The sequence below is a fragment of the Staphylococcus sp. FSL K6-0223 genome (assembly GCF_038008285.1).
Genome location: NZ_JBBOYX010000001.1, coordinates 1,489,654 through 1,515,257, shown reverse-complemented (window position 1 = coordinate 1,515,257; position 25,604 = coordinate 1,489,654). Strand labels below are relative to the sequence as shown.

The 25,604-nt window shown below is 31.4% G+C and carries 21 protein-coding genes and 1 pseudogene; 18 read left to right on the top strand and 4 right to left on the bottom strand.

Features of this window, described 5'->3' with window-relative positions; all coding sequences use genetic code 11:
- Window positions 1-3: 3 nt before the first annotated feature.
- Window positions 4-645, top strand: coding sequence for a thiamine diphosphokinase (locus MHI13_RS07430; RefSeq protein WP_017174576.1), 642 nt, complete (start codon window positions 4-6; stop codon window positions 643-645).
- A 51-nt stretch (window positions 646-696) separates the two neighbouring features.
- On the opposite strand, the gene rpmB is transcribed toward MHI13_RS07430, so the two are convergent.
- The gene (gene rpmB, locus MHI13_RS07425) at window positions 697-885 is read right to left on the bottom strand and encodes a 50S ribosomal protein L28 (protein ID WP_002448748.1); all 189 of its coding nucleotides are present in this window, start codon (window positions 883-885) and stop codon (window positions 697-699) included.
- A 269-nt stretch (window positions 886-1,154) separates the two neighbouring features.
- On the opposite strand from rpmB, the gene MHI13_RS07420 reads away from it, so the two are divergent.
- The 17 genes from MHI13_RS07420 to rplS all read left to right on the top strand — a co-directional run bounded on the left by MHI13_RS07420 (window position 1,155) and on the right by rplS (window position 19,279).
- On the top strand, window positions 1,155-1,529 hold the full coding sequence (locus MHI13_RS07420; RefSeq protein WP_002448841.1) for an Asp23/Gls24 family envelope stress response protein: 375 nt from the start codon (window positions 1,155-1,157) through the stop codon (window positions 1,527-1,529).
- A gap of 14 nt (window positions 1,530-1,543) precedes the next feature.
- Entirely contained in the window at window positions 1,544-3,202 is a 1,659-nt protein-coding gene (gene fakA, locus MHI13_RS07415; RefSeq protein ID WP_017174577.1) for a fatty acid kinase catalytic subunit FakA, read from the top strand.
- Window positions 3,203-3,785: 583 nt separating this feature from the next.
- Window positions 3,786-5,837, top strand: coding sequence for an ATP-dependent DNA helicase RecG (gene recG, locus MHI13_RS07410; RefSeq protein ID WP_019835645.1), 2,052 nt, complete (start codon window positions 3,786-3,788; stop codon window positions 5,835-5,837).
- A 138-nt stretch (window positions 5,838-5,975) separates the two neighbouring features.
- A complete protein-coding gene (fapR, locus tag MHI13_RS07405; protein WP_017174579.1) occupies window positions 5,976-6,545 on the top strand; it encodes a transcription factor FapR in 570 nt (189 codons plus the stop codon).
- Window positions 6,538-7,524, top strand: coding sequence for a phosphate acyltransferase PlsX (gene plsX / locus MHI13_RS07400; protein ID WP_017174580.1), 987 nt, complete (start codon window positions 6,538-6,540; stop codon window positions 7,522-7,524). Before fapR ends, plsX begins: the two co-directional genes overlap by 8 nt.
- Window positions 7,517-8,443, top strand: a complete 927-nt coding sequence (gene fabD, locus MHI13_RS07395; RefSeq protein WP_017174581.1) for an ACP S-malonyltransferase — start codon at window positions 7,517-7,519, stop codon at window positions 8,441-8,443. The genes plsX and fabD overlap by 8 nt, the downstream gene beginning before the upstream one ends.
- Window positions 8,436-9,170, top strand: a complete 735-nt coding sequence (gene fabG / locus MHI13_RS07390) for a 3-oxoacyl-[acyl-carrier-protein] reductase (RefSeq protein ID WP_017174582.1) — start codon at window positions 8,436-8,438, stop codon at window positions 9,168-9,170. The genes fabD and fabG overlap by 8 nt, the downstream gene beginning before the upstream one ends.
- Window positions 9,171-9,296: 126 nt before the next feature.
- The gene (locus tag MHI13_RS07385; RefSeq protein WP_001830184.1) at window positions 9,297-9,530 is read left to right on the top strand and encodes an acyl carrier protein; all 234 of its coding nucleotides are present in this window, start codon (window positions 9,297-9,299) and stop codon (window positions 9,528-9,530) included.
- 81 nt (window positions 9,531-9,611) lie between these two features.
- Window positions 9,612-10,343, top strand: a complete 732-nt coding sequence (rnc, locus tag MHI13_RS07380) for a ribonuclease III (protein WP_002448736.1) — start codon at window positions 9,612-9,614, stop codon at window positions 10,341-10,343.
- Window positions 10,344-10,412: 69 nt separating this feature from the next.
- On the top strand, window positions 10,413-13,982 hold the full coding sequence (gene smc / locus MHI13_RS07375) for a chromosome segregation protein SMC (protein WP_048762379.1): 3,570 nt from the start codon (window positions 10,413-10,415) through the stop codon (window positions 13,980-13,982).
- On the top strand, window positions 13,979-15,208 hold the full coding sequence (gene ftsY, locus MHI13_RS07370; protein WP_017174584.1) for a signal recognition particle-docking protein FtsY: 1,230 nt from the start codon (window positions 13,979-13,981) through the stop codon (window positions 15,206-15,208). The genes smc and ftsY overlap by 4 nt, the downstream gene beginning before the upstream one ends.
- Window positions 15,195-15,527, top strand: a complete 333-nt coding sequence (locus MHI13_RS07365) for a putative DNA-binding protein (protein ID WP_017174585.1) — start codon at window positions 15,195-15,197, stop codon at window positions 15,525-15,527. The genes ftsY and MHI13_RS07365 overlap by 14 nt, the downstream gene beginning before the upstream one ends.
- 20 nt (window positions 15,528-15,547) lie before the next feature.
- Window positions 15,548-16,918, top strand: a complete 1,371-nt coding sequence (gene ffh / locus MHI13_RS07360) for a signal recognition particle protein (RefSeq protein ID WP_019835642.1) — start codon at window positions 15,548-15,550, stop codon at window positions 16,916-16,918.
- A gap of 261 nt (window positions 16,919-17,179) precedes the next feature.
- Window positions 17,180-17,455: a 30S ribosomal protein S16 gene (gene rpsP, locus MHI13_RS07355; RefSeq protein ID WP_002448807.1), complete on the top strand. Its 276-nt coding sequence runs from the start codon at window positions 17,180-17,182 to the stop codon at window positions 17,453-17,455.
- A gap of 131 nt (window positions 17,456-17,586) precedes the next feature.
- Window positions 17,587-18,087 carry a ribosome maturation factor RimM gene (gene rimM, locus MHI13_RS07350; RefSeq protein WP_017174586.1) on the top strand — a complete coding sequence of 167 codons (501 nt, stop codon included), beginning with the start codon at window positions 17,587-17,589 and terminating at the stop codon, window positions 18,085-18,087.
- On the top strand, window positions 18,087-18,824 hold the full coding sequence (gene trmD / locus MHI13_RS07345) for a tRNA (guanosine(37)-N1)-methyltransferase TrmD (RefSeq protein ID WP_017174587.1): 738 nt from the start codon (window positions 18,087-18,089) through the stop codon (window positions 18,822-18,824). The genes rimM and trmD overlap by 1 nt, the downstream gene beginning before the upstream one ends.
- A 104-nt stretch (window positions 18,825-18,928) precedes the next feature.
- Complete coding sequence (gene rplS, locus MHI13_RS07340; protein ID WP_002448843.1) at window positions 18,929-19,279, top strand: 50S ribosomal protein L19; 351 nt, start codon at window positions 18,929-18,931, stop codon at window positions 19,277-19,279.
- Window positions 19,280-19,326: 47 nt separating this feature from the next.
- On the opposite strand, the pseudogene MHI13_RS07335 reads toward rplS, so the two are convergent.
- The 3 genes and pseudogenes from MHI13_RS07335 to MHI13_RS07325 form a co-directional block, all read right to left on the bottom strand.
- Window positions 19,327-19,827 (bottom strand): annotated as a pseudogene (locus tag MHI13_RS07335) (transposase); the annotation flags it as partial.
- A gap of 390 nt (window positions 19,828-20,217) precedes the next feature.
- Window positions 20,218-22,842: a YfhO family protein gene (locus MHI13_RS07330; protein WP_054105458.1), complete on the bottom strand. Its 2,625-nt coding sequence runs from the start codon at window positions 22,840-22,842 to the stop codon at window positions 20,218-20,220.
- Entirely contained in the window at window positions 22,832-25,438 is a 2,607-nt protein-coding gene (locus tag MHI13_RS07325; protein ID WP_054105459.1) for a YfhO family protein, read from the bottom strand. Before MHI13_RS07325 ends, MHI13_RS07330 begins: the two co-directional genes overlap by 11 nt.
- Window positions 25,439-25,604: the final 166 nt, after the last annotated feature.

Sequence of the window (25,604 nt, the reverse complement as noted above, 5' to 3'; positions counted from 1 at the left end):
ATAATGAAAATTAATTTACTATGTGGAGATCGTCATTTACCACCTCATATTTTTTCAAAATTATCAACTGAACCTTGGGGTGGAATAGATCGTGGGACTTTAATTCTTTCTGAACACAGTATTGTACCTGTTTTTTCAGTGGGCGATTTTGACTCCGTCAATGATGAAGAAAGAGAAATTTTAAAAAAAACATTAAATATTCATCCAGTTAAAGCTGAAAAAGATGACACTGATTTAGCATTAGGCGTAGAACAAGCTATTCAAAAGGGATATACAGAAATAGATATCTACGGAGCAACGGGTGGAAGATTAGATCATTTTATGGGAACATTACAAATTCTTTTCAAGTCAGACTATATAAAAAAAGAAATTATAATTAAAGTAATAGATAAGCAAAATGAAATCATGCTACTTAATACCGGAACACATCAACTTCATAAATCTGATAAATATCAATATGTTTCATTTATTCCAGTAAATGGAGAAGTGATATTATCTTTATCTGGGTTTAAATATAATTTAAATCATCAGCACTTAGAAATAGGCTCTACACTGACAATTTCTAATGAAGTCAATCGATCAATGGCAATTATCGAAGTTGAAAAAGGTCAAGTACTGCAAATGAGAAGTAGAGATTTAGAGTAATAAAAAAATGCCTTCACCACATATGAAGGCATTTTTAGTGCATTATATTTATTAAACTCTAGTAACTTTACCAGATTTTAAAGCACGAGCAGAAACCCAAACTTTTTTAGGTTTACCGTCAACTAAAATTCTAACTTTTTGAAGGTTAGCGTTAAATCTGCGTTTGTTCGCATTTAAAGCGTGTGAACGATTATTACCAGTCGTAGCTTTACGACCTGTTACGTAACATTGTTTACCCATCAAAGTACCTCCTTTAATAAATATAAATACACTTAACTACTTATATACTTAAATAAGATACCATATATCAATATTTAAAGCAATAAAATCATATGTAATTTATGTTAATTGTTTTGAAAATGTAAATCTATGGTATAATTAACTATTGTGGAGTTATTATAATATATTTTTATGTAGATTGGCTTATTTATAAAATAGTTATCTTTATCATATATGTATACATCATTTATTAAATATGATTTTAACCATAATTCAGGAGGATAATGAAGATGACATTAGAAATCTTAAATGACTATGGCAAAATTGATATCTCAAATGAGGTCATTGCTTCTGTTGTAGGAAGTAAAGCTGTAGAAAGTTATGGCATTGTTGGCATGGCATCTAGACAACAAGTAAGAGACGGTATTGCTGAAATATTAGGACATGAGAATTATGCTAAAGGCATTGTTGTTAAAGAAGATAATGGTGTGATTGATATAGATATGTACATCATTGTAAGTTATGGTGTCAAAATTTCTGAAGTAGCTAACAATGTACAATCATCAGTAAAATATACACTCGAAAGTTCACTTAATATTAAAGTGAATTCTATTAATATTTTTGTACAAGGTGTAAGACTTAATAACAAGGGCAAGAAGGTATAGGAGGACAAAGCACGATGATTAGCAAAATTAATGGTAAATTATTTGCCGATATGATTATACAAGGGGCACACAATTTATCTAATAATGCAGATTTAGTTGATTCCCTTAATGTATACCCGGTACCTGATGGTGATACAGGAACAAATATGAATTTAACAATTACCTCAGGTCGCGAAGAAGTTGAAAATAATTTATCTCAAAGTATTGGTGAATTAGGTAAAACTTTTTCTAAAGGACTTTTAATGGGAGCACGTGGTAACTCTGGTGTTATTTTATCTCAATTATTTAGAGGATTTTGCAAAAATATTGAAGATGAAAAGGAGATTAATGCTCAACAATTTGCTAGTAGTTTTCAAGCAGGTGTAGATACAGCTTATAAAGCAGTCATGAAACCAGTTGAGGGAACTATTTTGACTGTTGCCAAAGATGCAGCAAGTGCAGCTATGACTAAAGCAGAAGAAACAGATGACTGCATCGAAGTAATGGAATATACAATCGAAAAAGCTGAGCAATCTTTAAATAATACGCCAAATTTATTAGCAGTTTTAAAAGAAGTAGGCGTAGTGGATAGTGGCGGTAAAGGTTTATTATGTGTCTACGAAGGCTTTTTAAAAGGACTAAAAGGCGAAAAAGTTGAAGCTAACAAACAAAAATTAGACACAGAAGATTTGGTTCATGAAGAACATGATTTTCATGGGGTTATTAATACAGAAGATATTAAGTACGGTTATTGTACTGAAATGATGGTACGCTTTGGAAAAGATAAAAAAGAATTTAATGAACAAACATTCAGAAATGATATGAGCGAATTTGGTGATTCATTATTAGTTATTAATGATGATGAAATAGTTAAAGTCCATGTACATACAGAAACACCAGGTGAAGTGTTCAATTATGGACAACAATATGGTGAACTTATTAAATTAAAAGTAGAAAATATGCGTGAACAACATCGTGAAGTAATTAGAAAAGAACAAAGTCATCAACAAGCAACAGCTTCGCAACAACCTAAAACAGTTGAAACAGCAGTAATTGCCATTTCAATGGGTGAAGGTATCTCTGAGTTGTTCACTTCAATGGGTGCGACACACATTATTAGTGGTGGGCAAACAATGAATCCTTCTACAGAGGATATTGTTAAGGTGATTGAACAGTCTGAATGCCAGCGTGCAATTATCTTACCAAATAACAAAAATATTAGAATGTCTAGTGATCAAGCAGCACAACTTGTTAAAGCTGACACAGTAGTCATTCCAACTACATCTATTCCTCAAGGTATTGCAGCACTTTTCCAATATGATGTTGCATCTACGTTAGAAGAAAATGCGTCTCATATGAATACAGCGTTAGAAACAGTTAAATCTGGATCAATTACATTTGCTGTCAGAGATACTAAGATTGATGGTGTAGATATTAAAAAAGATGAATTTATGGGATTAGCTGAAAGTAAAATTGTGACTAGTAATGCAGATGAATTTAAAACTATTACTGGCTTATTAAGTACATTGTTAAATGAAGAAAGTGAAATATTAACAGTGATAACTGGTGAAGATGCACAATCTGATATGACAACTCAATTAGAAGAATGGATAGAAAATGAATATCCAGATGTTGAAATAGAAATCCATAAAGGTGATCAACCAATTTATCCATATTTATTTGCTGTAGAATAAAGTGAGATTTAATAGTGGGAGTGATAACGATGAAATAATTGTCGTTGTCACTCCCCATTTTATATTTAAGAAAAGTATTGAAAAATATGACAATGGAGAGCTTAATTTAATAGATTTTTCAAGACATAATGACCAATCAATATATAGTAAAATAGAAAGATATGCTATCAGTAATGAACTGTAAAATAGAGGAAGATATAACAATTAAGAAGATATCTAATACTCAAAGAGTGATTAAAAATATCATATAATTCAGCAGTAATAATAACTGGGAATATATGTATAAATCGTTCTTGATTTGGACCTTGATGAAATATAAAATATTTCGTACTTCTAAAATTTAAATAAGATGAAGAGCTAATGCAAAATCAATTAAAATAGATTGAAACATTGTAGGATCTCTTTTTATTGGTTAAGTATGATAATTGATATTAGTGTTAAAAGTGAATGTTGTACGTTTATACGTTTAAATGAAGCGAGTGATATTCATTTGTCGAGTGAGCTATAGTAAGATGGTATCACTAAATATTTATAATAAACGTGATAAAATATAAATAAGATTAAAAATATTAGGTGAGAAATAATGTCGAAAGTTAGTTTAATTGAAAGTCCATATCCGCTTCAATCTATAAAAGGACTTGGACCAAAGAGAATTGCTTTACTACATGAATTAAACATTCACACAATAGAAGATTTAGTGTTATATTTACCAACACGTTATGAAGATAATACTGTCGTAGATTTAAACTTAGCTGAAGATCAATCTACTGTGACAGTAGCAGGAGAAATTTATTCTGTACCCACGGTAGCCTTTTTTGGCCGGAATAAATCAAAATTAACTGTCCATTTAATGATTGATAATATCGCAGTTAAATGTGTATTTTTTAATCAACCGTATTTAAAAAAGAAAATTGAGTTAAATCAAATAGTAACAATAAAAGGTAAATGGAATCGTGCTAAACAAGAAATTAATGGCAATCGTATTTTTTTTAATGACACTCATACCTCTACTGAAGAAGTGAGATTAGAACCGGTATATCGACTTAAAGAAGGTATTAAACAAAAACAGATGCGTGATATGATTCATCAATCTCTTAATGATGTCACTATACATGAATGGATTACAGAGGAATTAAGACAAAAGTACAAATTGGAATTACTAGATTATACTATTAAAACGTTACATCTACCTAAAGATAAACAAGCGCTTATGCGTGCGAGACGTACATATGCTTTTACTGAATTATTTATGTTTGAACTACGTATGCAATGGTTAAATCGCTTAGAAAAAGCTTCAGATGAAGCCATTGAAATTAATTATGATATTAATAAAGTAAAGTCATTTATCCAGTCGTTACCTTTTGAATTAACAGATGCACAGAAATCGAGCGTTAATGAAATATTTAGAGATTTGAAAGCGCCAATACGCATGCATCGTTTATTACAAGGTGATGTTGGGTCAGGGAAAACAGTTGTAGCAGCAATTTGTATGTATGCACTCAAAACTGCTGGTTATCAATCTGCACTGATGGTACCTACAGAAATTTTGGCTGAACAACATGCAAACAGTTTAACAGAACTTTTCGGTGACCATATGAATGTGGCTTTATTAACTGGATCGGTAAAAGGAAAAAAAAGACGTGTATTGCTAGAACAATTAGAGAATGGAACGATCGATTGTTTAATTGGTACACATGCATTGATTCAAGATGATGTACAATTTAAAAATGTAGGGTTAGTGATTACTGATGAACAGCATCGTTTTGGTGTGAATCAACGTCAATTACTAAGAGAAAAAGGTGCTATGACCAACGTATTGTTTATGACTGCGACGCCTATACCGAGAACGTTAGCCATTTCAGTATTTGGAGAAATGGATGTGTCCTCAATTAAACAACTACCTAAAGGTCGAAAGCCAATTATTACACATTGGGCGAAACATGAACAGTATGACCAAGTGTTAGCTCAAATGACAAGCGAACTAAAAAAAGGACGCCAAGCCTATGTGATTTGTCCACTAATTGAAAGTTCTGAACATCTAGAAGATGTACAAAATGTTGTTGAACTTTTTGAGTCACTACAAGAATTTTATGGTAAAACACATGTAGGTTTATTACATGGGAAAATGTCAGCAGACGAAAAAGATGATGTAATGGCACGTTTTAGTCATCATGATATTGATATCTTAGTGTCGACAACCGTAGTTGAAGTAGGCGTTAATGTTCCTAATGCTACATTCATGATGATTTATGATGCTGATCGCTTTGGATTATCTACATTACATCAACTTAGAGGTCGTGTTGGACGTAGTGAACATCAAAGTTATTGTGTATTAATTGCATCACCTAAAACAGAAACTGGCATAGAAAGAATGACCATTATGACACAAACTACAGATGGATTTGAATTAAGTGAACGTGACTTAGAAATGAGAGGCCCTGGTGATTTCTTTGGAGTTAAACAAAGCGGGTTACCAGATTTTATGGTTGCTAATATAGTAGAAGATTATCGTATGCTAGAAGTAGCTCGTGATGAGGCTGCAGAACTCATTCAATCCGGGGAGTTCTTTACTGAGAAATATGAACGTTTAAGAGCATTTATCAACGACCATTTACTTAACATAAGTTTTGATTAACATCAGTAAACTGATATTTAATTCAAATTATTTATTATATGAACATGTAATATTTGTTGAGGATAATAAATAGAAAGTGTTATGATATGTGAGGAATGATTAAGACTTGGTACTAAAATATTTAAAGGGGAGGAAAGTATGAAATTAAAAAAAACAGAACGTCGTCATGAGATTAAGAAGGCGATTAATGAAAACCCCTTTATTACGGATAGTGAATTGTGTGAATTATTCAACGTAAGTATTCAAACTATCCGTCTGGATCGCACACAACTTAATATTCCTGAATTACGTAAACGTATTAAATCTGTAGCTAAACAAAATTATGAATATATCAAAGGATTGGAAGCTAATGAAGTGATTGGGGATCTTATTCAAGTTAAACCTAATTATTCTGCCCAATCTATTATAGAAATTACAGAAGAGTATGTGTTTCAAAAAACACGTATTGCACGGGGGCATATTTTATTTGCTCAAGCTAATTCATTATGTGTAGCCCTAATACATAACTCTACTGTGTTAACTCAAGAAAGTAATTTGAAATTTATTGAAAAAGTAAAGTTGCATGATAATGTTAGAGCAGAAGCAACCGTAATCAATAGAACAAATCGACATTATGATATAAAAGTGGAATCTTTTGTAAAAGATACACGCGTTTTTACAGGCATATTTAAAATGTTTTATATAAGTGAGGATGAAAACCATGGTTAAAATTGCTGTAGATATGATGGGTGGCGACAATGCACCAGGAATCGTATTAGAAGCTGTAGAAAAAGCAATCAATGATTTTAAAGATTTAGAAATTATTTTATTTGGTGATGAAAAACAATATACATTAAATCATGAGCGTATAGAGTTTAGACATTGTTCAGAAAAAATTGAGATGGAAGATGAGCCTGTACGTGCCATTAAAAGAAAAAAAGACAGTTCAATGGTACGCATGGCAGAAGCGGTTAAATCTGGTGAGGCAGATGGCTGTGTATCTGCTGGTAATACAGGTGCTTTAATGTCAGCAGGGCTATTTATCGTCGGACGTATTAAAGGCGTAGCTAGACCAGCACTTGTTGTCACATTACCTACTATCGATGGTAAAGGATTTGTCTTTTTAGATGTTGGAGCCAATGCAGATGCAAAACCTGAACACTTATTGCAATATGCACAGCTAGGTAATATTTATGCTCAAAAAATTAGAGGTATTCAACAACCTAAAATATCATTGTTGAATATCGGAACTGAACCAGCAAAAGGAAATGCTTTGACTAAAAAAACATATCAATTATTAAAAGATGAAGCGACTATTCGATTTAATGGAAATATTGAGGCTAAAACATTGATGGAGGGTGACACAGATGTAGTTGTCACTGATGGTTATACTGGAAATATGGTACTAAAAAACATCGAAGGTACTGCTAAATCAATTGGAAAAATGTTAAAAGGTACACTATTAGCTAATTTAAAAAATAAGCTTGCTGCGGCGATATTGAAAAAAGATATCAGTAAGTTTGCGAAAAAATTAGATTATGCAGAATATGGTGGATCTGTTCTTTTAGGGTTAGATGGTACTGTAGTAAAAGCACATGGCAGTTCAAATGCACGTGCATTCTATTCTGCAATTCGACAAGCTAAAATTGCTGGTGATGAACAAATAGTAAAAATTATGAGAGAAACGGTAGGTAGTGACAATGAGTAAAACTGCAATTGTTTTTCCTGGACAAGGTGCACAAAAAGTCGGAATGGCTAAAGATTTATATCAAGTTAATAAAGATGCGACTTCTATTTTAGAATTAGCGCAAACAACGGTTGATTTTGATTTATTAGAAACGATGTTTACAGATAAAGAGGAAAAATTAGGAGAAACTGAGAATACTCAACCTGCATTGTTAACACATAGTATTGCATTACTAAAAGCACTAAACCATATAGATGCTGACTATACAATGGGGCATAGTCTAGGTGAATATTCAAGTTTAGTGGCTGCTGGTGTACTAAAATTTGAAGATGCAGTGAAAATTGTGCGTAAGCGTGGCGAATTAATGACTCAAGCTTTTCCAAATGGTGTAGGAAGTATGGCTGCTGTTTTAGGGCTAAGTTATGAAGAGGTAAATGAAATTTGTAAAGAAATTTCATTTGGAGATCAATTAATTGAACCTGCCAATATTAATGCACCAGGTCAAATCGTTGTATCTGGGCATAAAGCGCTGATTGATAAATTAACTAAAGAAGGAAAATCTTTAGGTGCGAAGCGTGTGATTCCTTTAGCAGTATCAGGCCCCTTCCATTCTTCAATGATGCAAGTAATTGAAGAGAATTTCGCTTCATTTATTGATCAATTCACTTGGAATGATGCTCAATTTCCTATCGTTCAAAATTACAATGCTCATGGAGAAACAAAAGCAGAAACGATTAAACAAAATATGGTGAAACAACTCTATTCACCAGTACAATTTATTAAATCGACAGAATGGTTAATAGACCAAGGTGTGGATCATTTTATTGAAATTGGACCTGGTAAAGTATTATCTGGTTTAATTAAAAAAATTAATCGAGATGTTAAAATTACATCGATTCAAACATTAGAAGATGTGAAAGGATGGAATGAAAATGACTAAAAGTGCATTAGTAACTGGTGCTTCTAGAGGAATTGGACGTAGTATTGCATTGCAATTAGCAGAAGATGGATTCAATGTAGCAGTTAATTACGCGGGTAATAAAGAAAAAGCAGAAGCAGTGGTTAAAGAAATTAAAGAAAAAGGCGTAGAAAGTTTTGCAATACAAGCAAATGTTGCTGAAGGTGATCAAGTCAAAGTTATGATTAAAGAAGTTGTAAATCAATTTGGCTCTTTAGATGTTCTTGTAAACAACGCAGGTATTACAAAAGACAATTTATTAATGCGAATGAAAGAGCAAGAATGGGATGACGTTATTAATACTAACTTAAAAGGGACATTTAATTGTATTCAAAAAGCTACGCCACAAATGTTACGTCAACGTAGCGGTGCTATTATCAATTTATCTAGTATTGTAGCGGCTATGGGTAATCCTGGACAAGCTAATTATGTTGCGACAAAAGCAGGTATTGAAGGACTGACAAAATCAAGTGCACGTGAACTTGCTTCACGTGGTATTACTGTTAATGCAGTTGCGCCTGGGTTTATCGTCTCAGATATGACAAATGCATTAAATGAAGATCTTAAATCACAAATGTTGGAGCAAATTCCATTATCACGTTTTGGAGAAGATAAAGATATTGCCTATGCAGTGTCATTTTTAGCATCTGATCGTGCAAAATATATTACAGGTCAAACGTTATCAGTTAATGGTGGCATGTATATGTAATATATACGTCATGTATTTAAAAGGATAAATAGTCATTATCCTTTTAATAAATACTTGTGTTTTAGCCCTTAAAATGGGAAAATATAATAGTCTATGGATAGACACTTTTAAAGGAGGTGAATCGACGTGGAAAACTTCGATAAAGTAAAAGATATCATCGTTGACCGTTTAGGTGTAGACGCTGATAAAGTAACAGAAGATGCATCTTTCAAAGATGATTTAGGCGCTGACTCACTTGATATCGCTGAATTAGTGATGGAATTAGAAGACGAATTTGGTACTGAAATTCCTGATGAAGAAGCTGAAAAAATCAACACTGTTGGTGATGCAGTTAAATACATCAATAGTCTTGAAAAATAAAAACTTACATCTGAGTCGTCGTCATGATGGCTCAGATTTTTTTCATAGGACATCAATAACATGAACGGAGGTTTATCAATCATGCACCCGAAACAATCAGAAATGATTAAAGATTTTCAATATCAATTTGATAAAAAAATGAAGATGCTTGGTCTTAGTTATACTCATTTAGATGTGTACCAACAAGCGTTTTCGCACTCTAGCTTTATTAATGATTTTAATATGGATCGATTAGCTCATAACGAGCGTTTAGAATTTTTAGGAGATGCGGTATTAGAATTGACGGTTTCACGTTACCTTTTTGACAAATATCCTAATTTACCAGAAGGAAATTTAACTAAAATGAGAGCGACAATCGTATGTGAACCCTCACTTGTAATATTTGCAAATAAAATTGAATTAAATCAACTCATTTTACTTGGAAAAGGTGAAGAAAAAACAGGTGGTAGAACAAGACCTTCATTAGTATCAGATGCTTTTGAAGCGTTTATTGGGGCTTTATACTTAGACCAAGGCTTAGAAGTAGTCTGGAAGTTTGCTCAAAAAGTCATTTTTCCATATGTAGAACATAATGAATTAATTGGCGTGGTCGATTTTAAAACACAATTCCAAGAATATATTCATAGTCAAAGTAAAGGTGATGTGACGTATCATTTGATTAAAGAAGAAGGTCCAGCACACCATCGCTTATTTACATCTGAAGTGATTTTAGAAAATAAAGCAATCGCAAAAGGACAAGGCAGAACAAAAAAAGAATCTGAACAAAAAGCAGCTGAAAGTGCTTATCATAAGTTAAGAGATGAGAACAAATAATAATGAACGCATTTCATATATTATCTTCTTTTCAACAAGAATGAGTATGAATGAATTAAGGAGAAGAGTATGGTTTATTTGAAATCTATAGATACCGTTGGCTTTAAGTCATTTGCAGATCGTACGAATGTACAGTTCGATAAAGGCGTGACAGCAATTGTTGGTCCAAATGGTAGTGGGAAAAGTAATATTACTGATGCGATTAAATGGGTTTTAGGAGAACAATCTGCTAAGTCGCTTCGTGGCTCTAAAATGGAAGATATTATTTTCTCAGGGGCAGAACATCGTCAAGCACAAAATTATGCAGAAGTACAATTAAAATTAGATAATTCTACAAGAGAATTGCAGATTGAGGCTGATGATGTGATTGTAACACGTCGTCTTTATCGTAGTGGAGAAAGCGAATATTATTTAAATAATGATAGGGCACGTCTACGCGATATTACAGAGTTATTTTTAGATTCTGGTCTAGGAAAAGAAGCGTTTAGTATTATTTCACAAGGTAGAGTAGATGAAATTTTAAATGCTAAACCTGTTGACCGACGTCAAATCATAGAAGAATCAGCGGGTGTTTTAAAGTATAAAAAAAGAAAAACGGAATCTTTACAAAAGCTTGGTCATACAGAAGATAATCTATCTCGAGTAGAGGATATTTTATATGATTTAGAAGGGCGTGTTGAACCCCTAAAAGCAGAAGCATCTATTGCTAAAGAATACTTACAATTATCAAAAGAGATGGAGCATAGTGATGTTGTTGTAACTGTACACGATATTAATCAATATGATGAAGAGAATCGTCAACTCGATGAACGATTGAATCATCTAAAAAGCCAACAAGCTGAAAAAGAAGGTCAACAAGCTCAATTAAATCAATATTTACAAAAACAAAAAACGCAACGTCAAAAACTTGAAAGAGATACCGACCACACTAATATAGATTTAATTACTACAACTGAGGAATATGAAAAATTTATTGGAAAATTAAATGTACTTGAAGAGCGAAAAAGAAATCAATCAGAAACGAATGCACGATTTGAAGAAGAATTAGATAATTTACAGTATGAATTAAAGAATGTTCAAGATGAAAGAGAACTTTCTGTAGAACAAGTATCTAAACTTAAAAAACAGCATCAATCGCTTAATAAAGAGATTAAACAGTTAGAATCAAAACTTAATCTTACAGATGCACAACATGATGAAAAATTAGAAACTATTAAAAATGAATATTATGAATTAATGTCTGAGCAATCTGAAGTGAATAATGATATTCGTTTTTTAGAACGTACTATTCAAGAAAATGAAACTAAAAAAACACGTCTCGATGCAAGATTAATAGAAGTATTTGATCAACTTAAACATATTCAAAATGACATACATCAAACAGAACAAGCGCATACTACTACATCACAAAAAATGAACATAACAGAGAAAGACATGCGTGACGTTGAAGATCGTTTATCTGAAGCAAAACGTATAGAAGCGACATATGAAGATAAGTTATATCAAGCTTATCGATATACTGATAAAATGCGCGTGCGTATGGAAAGTTTAGAAACACAAGCAGAAGACTATTCCTACTTTTTTAATGGAGTAAAACATATATTAAAAGCAAAAGAGAATACTTTAAGTGGTATTCATGGTGCAGTAGCTGAAGTCATCAAGGTACCATCAAAATTGACACAAGCGATTGAAACAGCGTTAGGAGCCTCATTACAACACATTATTGTAAATAATGAAAAAGATGGTCGCCAAGCGATAAAATTTTTAAAACAACGAGGATTAGGAAGAGCAACATTTTTACCACTAAATGTAATTAGAGCAAGAAGTTTATCTCATCATATTCAAAATGTAGCTCGAAATTTTGATGGTTTTATTAATATTGCATCGGAAGCGGTTGAAGTTAATCAAACGTATCAAGCTGTGATAGATAATTTGATGGGTACTACAATTATAGTGGAGAATCTTAAAATTGCGAATGAACTTGCAAGAGCGATTCAATATAAAGCGCGAATCGTTACCTTAGAAGGAGATATCGTTAATCCAGGAGGAGCAATGACAGGTGGCGGAATGCGTCAATCAAAAAGTATTTTAGCTCAAAAAGATGAATTGGCAACAATGAAAACACAATTAAACGACTACGAAGAGAAAACAAAAGAATTCGAACAACAATTGCAAAAGCAAAAAGAGAAAGTTGAGACATTAAGTAATAAGTATGTAGATTTAAGCCAACAATATCATCAATTAAAAGATACCGCTCACGAAGAAACATTGACTTTAGATCGATTGAAAAAACAAGAAACACATATAAAAAGTGAACATGAAGAATTTGAATTTGAGAAAAATGATGGCTATCAAAGTGAAAAAAGTCGTCATACATTAAAGCAACAACAATTGCGTTTATCTGAAATTCAAGAGCAACTAAAACAACTTGAAAATGACATAGAGGTATATTCAAAACTCTCTAAAGAAGGTAAAGAAAATGTATCGCAAGTTGAAAAAGAATTAAATCAAAAACGTTCTGATGTTGCAGTCGTTAAAGAAAAAATAAGTCATCAAACTATGTCATTGGAAAGAATAGATAAGCAACTTGCACAAATTAACCAACAAATCATTGCAACTAAAGAGAAAATAGAATTATTTAATTCTGACGATATGATGGGCGAAAAAGCATTTCAACAACTTCAATCAAGTATCCAAGATAAAGCGTCTCAACGTGATAAATTAAAACAAAAACTTGATACTTTAAAAGAACAGAAAGATTCTATAAATGAAGATATTGAAATTCATGAGTACAAACTCGAACAATGCCATCAAGATTTATTATCTATTGAAAGTTTTTATCAAGATATTAAGGCCCAACAGTCTAAATTAGATGTTCTTATTAATCACGCAATGAATCATTTAAATGAAACGTATCATCTTACACTTGAACGTGCGAGAGAAACTTATCAATCAGATGTTCCAATAGAAACATTAAGAAAAAAAGTAAAATTAACTAAGATGTCAATTGAAGAATTAGGTTCAGTTAATGTTAATGCTATTGAACAATTTGAAGAATTAAATGAACGTTATACATTTTTGAATGAACAGAGAAATGATTTAAGAGAAGCAAAACAGACTTTAGAACAAATCATTGATGAAATGGATCAAGAAGTAAAAGATCGTTTCAAAGCTACATTTTTTGAAGTACAAGATTATTTCACAACTGTCTTTCAATCACTTTTTGGTGGTGGTCATGCCAAGTTAGAGCTTACGGATGATGATTACTTGTCTGCGGGAGTAGATATTATTGTTCAACCACCAGGTAAAAAATTACAAAATCTTTCTTTATTAAGTGGTGGCGAACGCGCATTAAGTGCTATTGCATTACTGTTTGCTATTTTAAAAGTAAGATCAGCACCATTTGTTATACTAGACGAAGTGGAAGCAGCTTTGGATGAAGCTAATGTTATTCGTTACGCACAATTTTTAAATGATTTATCGGAAAAAACACAGTTTATTGTCATTACGCATAGAAAAGGTACCATGGAGTATTCGGATCGTTTATATGGTGTTACAATGCAAGAGTCAGGCGTTTCAAAATTAGTAAGTGTAAATTTAAATACAATAGATGAGGTTATGAAGGAGGAAAATGCATGAGTTTTTTCAAACGACTAAAAGATAAATTTTCTACAAAGTCGACTGAAGATATTGAAAAGGAATTAACGGAAGATGAGGAATTAGATCAACCATCAACAAAAGACAATGAACAAGAAAATGAAGAACCTGCACCAAAAAAGAAAAAACCACGTAAATTAAGCGAAGCTGACTTTGACGAAGATGGGTTAATTTCAATTGAAGATTTTGAAGAAATTGAAGCTCAAAAAATGGGAGCGAAATTTAAAGCAGGTTTAGAAAAATCAAGAGAAAACTTCCAGGAGCAATTAAATAACTTGATTGCACGTTATAGAACTGTAGATGAAGATTTCTTCGAAGCTTTAGAAGAAATGTTGATTACTGCGGATGTAGGTTTTAATACGGTTATGCAATTAACGGATGAATTACGTACAGAAGCACAACGTCGTAATATCAAAGAAACTGAAGGTTTAAGAGAAGTTATCGTTGAAAAAATTGTAGAAATTTATCACCAAGAAGATGATCATTCAGAAGCAATGAATATCGAAGATGGCCGATTAAATGTCATTTTAATGGTTGGGGTCAATGGTGTAGGTAAAACTACAACGATTGGTAAATTGGCACATCGTTATAAAATGGAAGGTAAAAAAGTTATGTTGGCTGCTGGTGATACTTTCAGAGCAGGTGCAATTGAACAATTACAAGTTTGGGGCGATCGTGTAGGCGTAGAGGTAATCAGACAAAGCGAAGGTTCTGATCCTGCAGCAGTGGTTTATGATGCAATCAATGCGGCTAAGAATAAAGATGTAGATATATTAATTTGTGATACAGCAGGTCGTTTACAAAATAAATCAAACTTAATGCAAGAATTGGACAAAATGAAACGAGTCATTAGTCGTGCTGTTCCAGATGCACCACATGAAGCATTATTATGTTTAGACGCAACCACTGGTCAAAATGCACTATCACAAGCACGTTCATTCAAAGAAGTAACCAACGTTTCAGGGATTGTGCTCACTAAATTAGATGGCACAGCAAAAGGTGGTATTGTACTTGCTATTCGAAACGAATTGCATATTCCAGTAAAATACGTTGGTTTAGGTGAAAAACTAGATGATTTACAACCATTTAATCCTGAAAGTTATGTATATGGATTGTTTGCTGATATGATTGAGCAAAATGATAATATCCCTGATGAAATGCAAAGCTTAACAGATAATAATGAGGAACACCAAAATGGGGAAAAATGATTTAGTTAAAACGTTAAGAATGAATTATCTATTTGATTTTTACCATTCTTTGCTTACTGAAAAACAAAAGAATTATCTTGAGTTATTTTATCTAAATGATTACTCATTAAGTGAAATTGCTGAAACGTTTAAAGTGAGTAGACAAGCGGTTTATGATAATATAAGAAGAACTGGCGATTTAGTAGAAGACTATGAAACTAAATTAAAGTTATATGAGAAATTTGAACAACGTCAAATGATTTATAACGAAATGAAACAATCTATTCATGATACTAAAAAACTGGAACATTTAATCCAAAAATTAGAAGAACTAGAATAATTTATAAGGAGGTTGTTAATATGGCATTTGAAGGATTATCCGATCGTTTACAAGCCACGATGCAAAAAATTCGCGGTAAAGGTAAAGTAACAGAAGCGGATATTAAAACAATGATGCGTGAAGTTAGATTAGCATTGTTAGAAGCCGATGTTAACTTCAAGGTAGTCAAAGACTTCGTTAAAACAGTTTCCGAACGTGCTTTGGGATCAGACGTTATGCAGTCTTTAACACCTGGACAACAAGTTATAAAAATAGTACAAGATGAATTAACACAATTAATGGGTGGAGAAAATACATCTATTAAAATGGCTAATAAGCCACCCACAGTTGTAATGATGGTTGGTTTACAAGGGGCAGGTAAAACAACTACCGCTGGTAAATTGGCATTGTTAATGCGTAAAAAATATAATAAAAAGCCAATGTTAGTAGCAGCCGATATATATCGTCCAGCTGCGATTAATCAATTACAAACAGTAGGTAAACAACTTGATGTACCTGTTTATAGTGAAGGTGATCAAGTTAAACCACAACAAATTGTAGATAACGCATTAAGATATGCTAAAGAAGAACATTTGGACTTTGTAATTATCGATACTGCGGGACGTTTACACATTGATGAAACATTAATGAATGAATTAACTGATGTTAAAGAAATCTCAAAACCAGATGAAATTATGCTTGTTGTAGATGCGATGACAGGACAAGATGCTGTGAACGTTGCGCAATCATTTGATGAGCAATTGGATGTCACTGGTGTGACTTTAACTAAATTAGACGGAGATACTCGTGGTGGTGCGGCACTTTCTATTCGTGCAGTAACACATAAACCAATTAAATTTGTTGGTATGAGTGAAAAAATGGATGGTTTAGAATTATTCCATCCAGAGCGTATGGCATCTCGTATACTAGGTATGGGTGACGTATTAAGTCTTATCGAAAAAGCGCAACAAGATGTGGACCAAGAAAAAGCTAAAGATTTAGAAAAGAAAATGCGTGAGTCTTCATTTACATTAGATGACTTCTTAGAACAATTGGATCAAGTGAAGAATTTAGGACCACTGGATGATATTATGAAAATGATTCCAGGTATGAATAAAATGAAAGGTTTAGATAAGCTAAATATGAGCGATAAACAAATTGACCATATTAAAGCTATTATTCAATCAATGACACCTAATGAAAGACAAGATCCAGCAATTTTAAATGTTTCAAGAAAGAAACGTATAGCAAAAGGCTCAGGCCGTTCATTGCAGGAAGTGAATCGTTTAATGAAACAATTTAATGATATGAAAAAAATGATGAAACAATTTACGGGTAATGGTCGTAAAGGTAAAAAAGGTAAACGTAGCCAAATGGAAAATATGTTAAAAGGCATGAATTTACCATTCTAAAAAGTAATGAAAGCGGAATAACATCCTAAGTGTTATTCCGCTTTTTCATAAATAAGTAAAGGAATGCATGTACATTGGCACATGCATAACCAAAATGAATAAAGGTAAGCTCTAGTTAAAGCTAGTACATAATCAAATCTACAATTTATTTCATAAATCTAGATTTGGTAAAGAAAAAAGTCTTTACAAAGTTGGAGGTTCCTGTTATTATTATTTCTTGTAGAAAATAAAAATTAAAAGATTTAAAGGAGAGTTTTATAAATGGCAGTTAAAATTCGCTTAACTCGTTTAGGTTCAAAAAGAAATCCATTCTATCGTATCGTTGTAGCTGATGCGCGTTCACCACGTGATGGTCGTATCATCGAACAAATCGGTACTTACAATCCAGCAAGTGTAAATGCACCAGAAGTTAAAATCGATGAAGAATTAGCTTTAAAATGGCTAAAAGACGGTGCAAAACCAACTGATACTGTTCACAATATCTTATCAAAACAAGGTATTTTAAAAACATTTGATGAACAAAAACGTTCAAAATAATTGATAATAATATCAATATCATATAATAACAGGTCTGTGGCATAAGGTATGTCACAGGCTTTTATTATATTCTCACTTTATAAGAAACATGTTAATATGTATAAATAAACGACTATGTAAGGAGGATAAGGATGCAAGTAGAAGTAGGACAAATTGTAAATACACATGGGATTAAAGGAGAAGTAAAAGTAAAATCTAATTCTGATTTTACTGATACACGTTTTCAACCTGGAGAAGTCCTTATCGTGAATCACCACCATAATGAAATAGAAATGACTATTACATCATATCGTATACATAAAGGATTTCACATGCTTAAATTTGAAGGTATTAATAATATTAATGACGTCGAACAATATAAAGGCGACTACTTATTCCAAGAACGTGATCATGAGGATATTGAATTGAATGAAAACGAATTTTACTATTCTGATATTATTGGGTGTACGGTTTTTAATAACGATACACCAATTGGAAGAGTCATTAATATTTTTGAAACAGGTGCCAATGATGTATGGGTTGTTAAAGGTGACAAAGAATACCTTATTCCATATATAGCAGATGTCGTTAAAGAAGTAGATGTTGAACATAAAACAATTCGTATTACGCCAATGGAAGGATTATTAGAATAATGAAAATAGATTACCTAACATTATTTCCAGAAATGTTCGACGGCGTTCTAAATCATTCGATTTTGAAGCGTGCGCAAGATAAAAATATTATTGAAGTTAATACTGTAAACTTTAGAGATTACGCTGAAAATAAACATAATCAAGTGGATGATTATCCGTATGGTGGCGGTCAAGGAATGGTTTTAAAACCAGAACCAGTGTTTAATGCAATGAAAGATTTAAAACGTACTGATAAAACGCGTGTCATTCTCATGTGTCCTCAAGGACGACCATTCTCTCAAGCAATTGCTGAAGAATTGAGTGAAGCTGAACATATTGTATTTATTTGTGGACACTACGAAGGATATGACGAAAGAATTAGAGAAAATTTAGTAACCGATGAAATTTCAATGGGGGATTATGTATTGACTGGCGGAGAATTACCAGCTATGACTATGACTGATGCTATCGTTAGATTAATTCCTGGAGTACTTGGTAATGAACAATCCCATCAAGATGATTCTTTCTCCGATGGTTTACTTGAATTCCCACAATATACACGTCCAAGAGAATATAAAGGTATGACTGTACCTGACGTATTGTTATCTGGAAATCATGCAAATATAGAAAAATGGCGACATGAACAAAAATTAATACGTACTTTGCATAAACGTCCGGACTTACTAGAAAAGTATCAATTAAGTGATAAGGATAAAGAATTTTTAGAAAGCTATAAAAACCAATTGAAAAACAATTAGGAGTATGCTAATATATATCAAGTGTGAAAAGACACTAAAAATCACTATGATCCGCTGCTATATGAATGTCTAGGCAAGAACATAGGTTGAAGGAGAGTATAAAAATGAGTAATCATAAGTTAATCGAAGCAGTTACAAAATCACAATTACGCACAGACTTACCAACTTTCCGTACTGGTGACACTTTACGTGTACACGTACGTATCGTCGAAGGTTCACGTGAACGTATCCAAGTTTTCGAAGGTGTTGTAATTAAACGCCGCGGTGGAGGAATTTCTGAAACTTTCACAGTTCGTAAAATTTCTTCAGGTGTAGGTGTGGAACGTACATTCCCATTACACACTCCAAAAATCGAAAAAATCGAAGTTAAACGTCGCGGTAAAGTACGTCGTGCTAAATTATACTACTTACGTAGTTTACGTGGTAAAGCTGCAAGAATTCAAGAAATTCGCTAATCAGTATATAGAAAACTATACTAAAAAATGGGTAAGTTAATACGCAATTAAAAAAGAGTCTTGGATATAAAGTTCCAAGATAAGTAAAAAAAGACAATTTCTATTGAAATAATATAGAAATTGTCTTTTTTATAATTTTTGTGATTATTTTCTGCTCATTGAGCTGTTACTTTTCTTATATTAAGTGTCATTAGCTCAAATCCTAGTTCTCTTTTGTCTTTATTTATCCCTCGAACGGACATTCGAGTGAAACTCAAAATAGCCTTTATAAATCTAAAAACAGACGCCACATCAATTTTTCTTTGACTATAAATGGTTTTTGTTTTTGAAAGCTTTTTATTAATTTGCGCTTTAAAATATTCCCAATTATAATTCTTCATTACTTTTTTATTTGTTTTTGAATTGAAGTTCATACATGGGTGTTTCAGAGGACATTCTGAATCATCATCACATTCATATAATTTAAAGTCTCGTTTAAAGCTATATTTATCATGGTGATAGGTATATTTTTTAAATACTAGTCTTTTATTGTTCGGACAAATAAATTCAGTCTTAGTATTTGTTTCTACAATATCATTTACATGTCGTGAAATATCATGTATGGGAATGAGAACTGAAATTACCATTGGTAGAGTAAGATGAATCATATTATAATCTTTATACATAAGACATCTCGTTGATTTAGTTTAGTGATGTTTATTAAATTGTACGAATATGCCTTATTTTCTTAAGTATTTCAATGTAAAATTACATATAAATACAAAACATTTTGGCAAGACTCTTGAGAGAATAGGACAAGCTGAAGACTGCAGGCTGAAGCTATTCCCTAAAAAAGCGAGCCAACAATACGCAGTATTGTAAATAAAGAAGCCAGTAAATGAATTTATAATAAACTCATTTACTGGCTATTTTTCTAGTAATTATGACTCAGGCTCTTTTTATTTTAATTGATTTTTTCGTTTTAAATATCTGCTAAATATTATACTGCTTATTATTCCGATAACGCTCAAAATTAATAGTATATAAAAATGTGGTGGTGTATAAGATAATTCAATATGAGTATCATTTTTCTTGACTGGAATAGCTGTCATAATACCGTTAGCTTGTTTTACATCTACATCGTGTCCATTAACACGTGCATGCATACCATTAGCATAGGCGATTGGTACCACTAAGTATCCAGAAGTTCCTTTAGGTTTAGTGAATGTATAGCCACTTCTAAATTGTGAAATAGTCACAGGTTTAAGTGATTTAGAAGCTTGTTTCAATGTATGATAATCTTCTCCATAGATACCTTTAATAGATAATCGATAATGTCCTTTAGTAAGACGAATCTTTAATTGATCCGAAGCTTTTACTCTCATTGTTACAGGCGTTACAAAACGTCGATATTTATAACTTAGCATATTACGATTTTGAGCATATTCATTTACTCCTATAGAATGCTCAATATCGGGAGCTAACAATTCTACATCCATTTCGACATACATATCTTTATATTGATTAGCTAACGTTTTAGGTAATGTTAATGTGATACCACCATTATTTTTTTCTACGTTTAAATGAGTTTTATCTTTCCAAGTAGCATTATTTGTAGATTGATATGCTTTACTTAATAGGTTTTTATTTTGAGTGAAAGAAGTATTCGCTTTTATTGAATCATCATCTAATACTACACCTTGTAGCATCGCTTGCTCACGATCTAATGGCGATTTGAGATCATGTTTATTAAAAATCTTATTAGTAATATGCGTGGCTGGATAATTAATAGTATTTTCTGAATGAATTAATTTATCTGAACCATTATTGATAGTATCTACCTTTTTAAAACCATAAGGCATATTCAGATCATTAGGATGTCGGAATCGATCTTGAACATCCCACATGGCTTCTAAATTTGCTCGATTCCCTAAGTATCGATATGTACTATTTTTATCAACAGGCATATTAATTTGCACTTCTTTATCATAGTATTTTAATATGTCACCATCAAAAATACTTGAGTAAAGTGAAATGCCATTATAATGGTAAATAAATGGTGAATTGAGTGCATAGGCTGACATGTAATCGATACGATGGAAAGGATTTTTATTATCTTTTTGTTTCTTAATATTATTAATTTTTTTAGCAAGTTTATGATTATAATAACTTGAATCTGTTAATGTTTTCGTAGTCGTTGCATATGGATCAATAGTACGGGCTCGTGAATCGTGTGTCATTATAATTTGTTGTACAAAGAATAGTAATACAATAGCTATTAGTATATAAGGTTGATATAACCATTGCTTTTTCCATACTACAAAGATTAAAACGATGATTAAAAATAATGGTACAATCATCCAATTGACATAAGCACTTGCAAATATATAGTGATATAAACCAAATATAAATACCGGAATTGCTACAAGTAAATATTGTTTTAATGTAAGTTCAGATAAATATTGAATATATAATGCAATTAAGATACTAGTTGAAATAGATAAAAAGTATACCCATCGACGTTGTGGTAATGAAAAGCCATTAAATGCACTATCAAAGTATTGTGATAACGATCCAATAAGTAAAAACCAAGTGATGATAGCAAAAATTTTATAATAGTAGTGACGATATAACTTAAACGTAAATAAAGCCATTAATGCAATAATCGAAACTGTGATATAAAAACCATCAGAAAAAATATGATATTTACTTTGTGTTAAATCTGTAAACAATGTAATATTAAAGTCATCATTTTGGGCTCTATCATTGTTTAGGAATGAAGATACACCTGTATAGAATCCTAAAATACTAGATAAAAGCGCAAGTATTGCACCAATAACGAGTAAATAAAATTTTTCCCATCTTGATACGATATCACAACGATATTTAAAAATGACTCTTAATATGAAATAAATCCCTAATACAATAGCTTGGTAGTAACTGAAATAAAAATTAGAAAATAAGGTCAGAGCAACTGAAAAGATAAATAGCCCTATTCTTCTTTTTTGGAAGAAACGTTCCATTCCCCATAAAGATAAAGGTAATAAAATCAATAAGTCTCCATAAAATGACCATGTATAGTTATAGTAAAGCACAAGAGTGGATGCACCATATAAAATAGTAGCGATAAGCAATGGCGCTGTTTTCAACTTTAACCATTTTAAATAGTAAAATACAACAATAATTGTAATAATCGTTCTAGCGTAAGCGATTATTAATTGGTTAGTTGCCCAAAAGGCGATATGACTCGTTTGCCAATGAAATAAAAAATGACTTACCCAGATTATAAAAAAATTAATCCACATTATGGGAGATAAAGAATAATAATAGGCCAACCCCTTAATGTAATCTCCGCCTAATCCAAAAGATTGATCATAGGCTCCTTTGAACTTACTGTAATGTTCATATAAGTACATTTGAAATGGCATCATTTGTCTAAAACCATCTCCAGAACCACTAAATACAAATCCTTCTTTGAAATAATCTCGAATAAATGGATAATAAATTGCTAAAGAAATGATATTAGCAATTATAAATATAGATAAAAAGGTCAATAATCGATTGGACCGAATTTTATTGATCAATGTTTTTCCTCAACTTTCTCTTTTTGGTATTAACAAATCTAACAAATACAACACTTATTACTATACTGATGAGTGAGATTAAAATCATAGTATTCCAATAAGGTGGTTGATATTTAATAATTATTTTTTTAGCAGATGAATTAACAGGAACGCCTGTCATCATGTAATTAACTTTCATAGGTTTAATACGGTGTCCATCAACATACGCTTGCATCCCTTCTCTATAAGGAATATTAATTGAAGCAATCCCTTTATCATGTTTAGCTAAGTTGACTTCAACGCCGTTTTTAATATCTTTATATTTGTTATTAAAATCAGCTTTTTTATGCATTTGTTTTAACATTTTATAGTTTTCACCATTTAATTGTTGAAGGTTTAAATAAAATGTTCCTTTAGGAGATAAAGTGATATTAATGTTTCCCTTATTATCAGGTTGTGTTCGATAAAGTTGAGTATCAATACCAGTACGATAAGTAGAATTGTTAAATAATCGGTGATTTGCATAATTATTTACAGAGACTGTGTAATTACTATCAGGATTACCACGCTTTATTTTCATCGTAACGTAAAAATCATCATACTTTTGGCGTAATGATTGAGGTAAGTGTATCGTTAATGTTCCACCTTTATCTCCAATTACTTTATAGACATTACCATTTAAATGTTTTAAATTTTTATAACTCAATGATGATTGATTTAATAAATTAGGAGCTTTAGCTTTATAACTTGTGCCTTCATTGTTTAAAATCACACCTTTTAATATTGCATGTTCTCTATCAATTGCAGTCGTCAATTTTTTACTATTGTATATAAAATCAGTTACTTTAACAGATGGTAAGTTAAGTGTATTTTCATAAATACCATATTGTCCGCTTGATTTTATTTTTTTGAAGTAGGAAGGTAAGTTATTTTGATAATTTTTTAGCATCATATAACGCACTGAAAATAGACTCGCGATATTTTGTCGTCCGTTCGTTGATTGATATCTACTCAATGACTCCTCAGCTAAATTAATTTTTAAAGCATCGTAATAATAATCGAGTATATTATGATGAAAAATACTTGAATATAAACTTAACCCTTTAAAATGTTGATACATCGGTGTATTATCTTGCTCGTTGACTCTCCAATCGATACGTTCATCTTCATGCTTATTTTGATTTATTTCTTGAACAAGTGCACGTTGTAAGTCGGAACTATATAAACTGGAATTAATATAAAACGTATTTCCACGATCAGTGTGATCTTTATAGTAAATTTGATTTTTAATAAATACTATAGAGACCAAGATACTTAATAATATAATTGAAACACTATATAAATAACCTAATTTAAAACGATATGTACGATCTTTAATGATAAGAACCATCAGTCCAACCAAAGATACAATAGGGACTAATATGAACCATGCTAAAAATTTATGATATATCATAGCACTTATAAATATAACTAATTCTGCAATAATATTACTTATTAGATAAGATTTTGTAGTTAGTGTTTTGAAATATTTTAAAAATAATCCGATTAATAGTGTGGAATTAAAAGCTAAAATAAAATGCCAACGCTTTTGAGGCGCTGAAAAACCATTAAATACTTGGTCGATGAAAGGTATAAAACTAAATATAATAAATACAAAGGTAAGGATAGCAAATAAACGATAATAATAATGTTTATATAATTTAAAACTTAAAAGAGCTTGAATGGTAATAAATAATAATACAATTAAATAATTATCAAAGAAAATATTTGTATTAATATCTAATTTTTCAAATGTATCAACTGCTCCAGAAAAAGGTACACGACGGTTATTTAAAAAGCTTTGAGCACCATGAAAAAAGATAAATAAACTATTACCTAAACCTAACATGGCACTAATGATTAAAGTTAAAAATGCTTTACTTCTTGAGAGAATATCTTTTGGATGTCTAAATATTATACGAATCAATATATAACCCGCACCTATTAAACAAAGATAGTATGCAAAATAAAAGTTATTAATTAGTATTAAAGAAACAGTAACAATGAATAGTCCAAACTTCTGTTTTTGTAAGACTCTTTCAATAGAGAGTAATAATAACGGCATCCAAACAAACACATCACTAAAGAAGGGCCAATACACTGTAAAGCGATAATATAAGGGTGACATAACAAATAAAAACGCTACAACTAAGCTTAACCATTTGTTATTTGAAATGTATTTACTATATAAATAAGTGCAATACATGGCAATCGTTGCTTTAATCATGGACATAATCAGTGCATTAATCATCCAAAATAATACATCATGCGTATGTAAAGGAATAAAAATTTTAATAAGTGCAATAAATACTACATTTATTATAAATAAAATATTTGTGGAGAAGTAGTAACTAAGATCTGTAAAGAAATCGCCACCTAATCCAAAATCAGTGGAATAAAACAAATTGCCACTACTCCATTTATCAAATAAATACATTTGAATTGGAACCATTTGTTCCATTCCATCATTTGGACCTGTAAATAAAATACCATCGTGAATAAAACGATAAATGACATAACTATGTCCTATGATGGACAGTGCTATAAAAAGTCCTAGATAAGTAAAGAATTTTTTCATATTAAACCTCTATAGTTAGAATGTACTATTCATAATTAAAAAATGACTACATACTAAATTGTAGAGTATTAAACTTCTTAATAAAAGTATTTATATGTTTTATAAAAAATTAGAAATTTGTTTTTAATATTAGCGATTTAATGAATATGAAATAGCATGTTAAAAT

Bases quoted from the DNA above. Each gene is read 5' to 3' on its own strand.
- MHI13_RS07430 (WP_017174576.1), top strand. From the start codon at position 4: ATGAAAATTAATTTACTATGTGGAGATCGTCATTTACCACCTCATATT.
- rpmB (WP_002448748.1), bottom strand. From the start codon at position 885: ATGGGTAAACAATGTTACGTAACAGGTCGTAAAGCTACGACTGGTAAT.
- MHI13_RS07420 (WP_002448841.1), top strand. From the start codon at position 1,155: ATGACATTAGAAATCTTAAATGACTATGGCAAAATTGATATCTCAAAT.
- fakA (WP_017174577.1), top strand. From the start codon at position 1,544: ATGATTAGCAAAATTAATGGTAAATTATTTGCCGATATGATTATACAA.
- recG (WP_019835645.1), top strand. From the start codon at position 3,786: ATGTCGAAAGTTAGTTTAATTGAAAGTCCATATCCGCTTCAATCTATA.
- fapR (WP_017174579.1), top strand. From the start codon at position 5,976: ATGAAATTAAAAAAAACAGAACGTCGTCATGAGATTAAGAAGGCGATT.
- plsX (WP_017174580.1), top strand. From the start codon at position 6,538: ATGGTTAAAATTGCTGTAGATATGATGGGTGGCGACAATGCACCAGGA.
- fabD (WP_017174581.1), top strand. From the start codon at position 7,517: ATGAGTAAAACTGCAATTGTTTTTCCTGGACAAGGTGCACAAAAAGTC.
- fabG (WP_017174582.1), top strand. From the start codon at position 8,436: ATGACTAAAAGTGCATTAGTAACTGGTGCTTCTAGAGGAATTGGACGT.
- rnc (WP_002448736.1), top strand. From the start codon at position 9,612: ATGCACCCGAAACAATCAGAAATGATTAAAGATTTTCAATATCAATTT.
- smc (WP_048762379.1), top strand. From the start codon at position 10,413: ATGGTTTATTTGAAATCTATAGATACCGTTGGCTTTAAGTCATTTGCA.
- ftsY (WP_017174584.1), top strand. From the start codon at position 13,979: ATGAGTTTTTTCAAACGACTAAAAGATAAATTTTCTACAAAGTCGACT.
- MHI13_RS07365 (WP_017174585.1), top strand. From the start codon at position 15,195: ATGGGGAAAAATGATTTAGTTAAAACGTTAAGAATGAATTATCTATTT.
- ffh (WP_019835642.1), top strand. From the start codon at position 15,548: ATGGCATTTGAAGGATTATCCGATCGTTTACAAGCCACGATGCAAAAA.
- rpsP (WP_002448807.1), top strand. From the start codon at position 17,180: ATGGCAGTTAAAATTCGCTTAACTCGTTTAGGTTCAAAAAGAAATCCA.
- rimM (WP_017174586.1), top strand. From the start codon at position 17,587: ATGCAAGTAGAAGTAGGACAAATTGTAAATACACATGGGATTAAAGGA.
- trmD (WP_017174587.1), top strand. From the start codon at position 18,087: ATGAAAATAGATTACCTAACATTATTTCCAGAAATGTTCGACGGCGTT.
- rplS (WP_002448843.1), top strand. From the start codon at position 18,929: ATGAGTAATCATAAGTTAATCGAAGCAGTTACAAAATCACAATTACGC.
- MHI13_RS07325 (WP_054105459.1), bottom strand. From the start codon at position 25,438: ATGAAAAAATTCTTTACTTATCTAGGACTTTTTATAGCACTGTCCATC.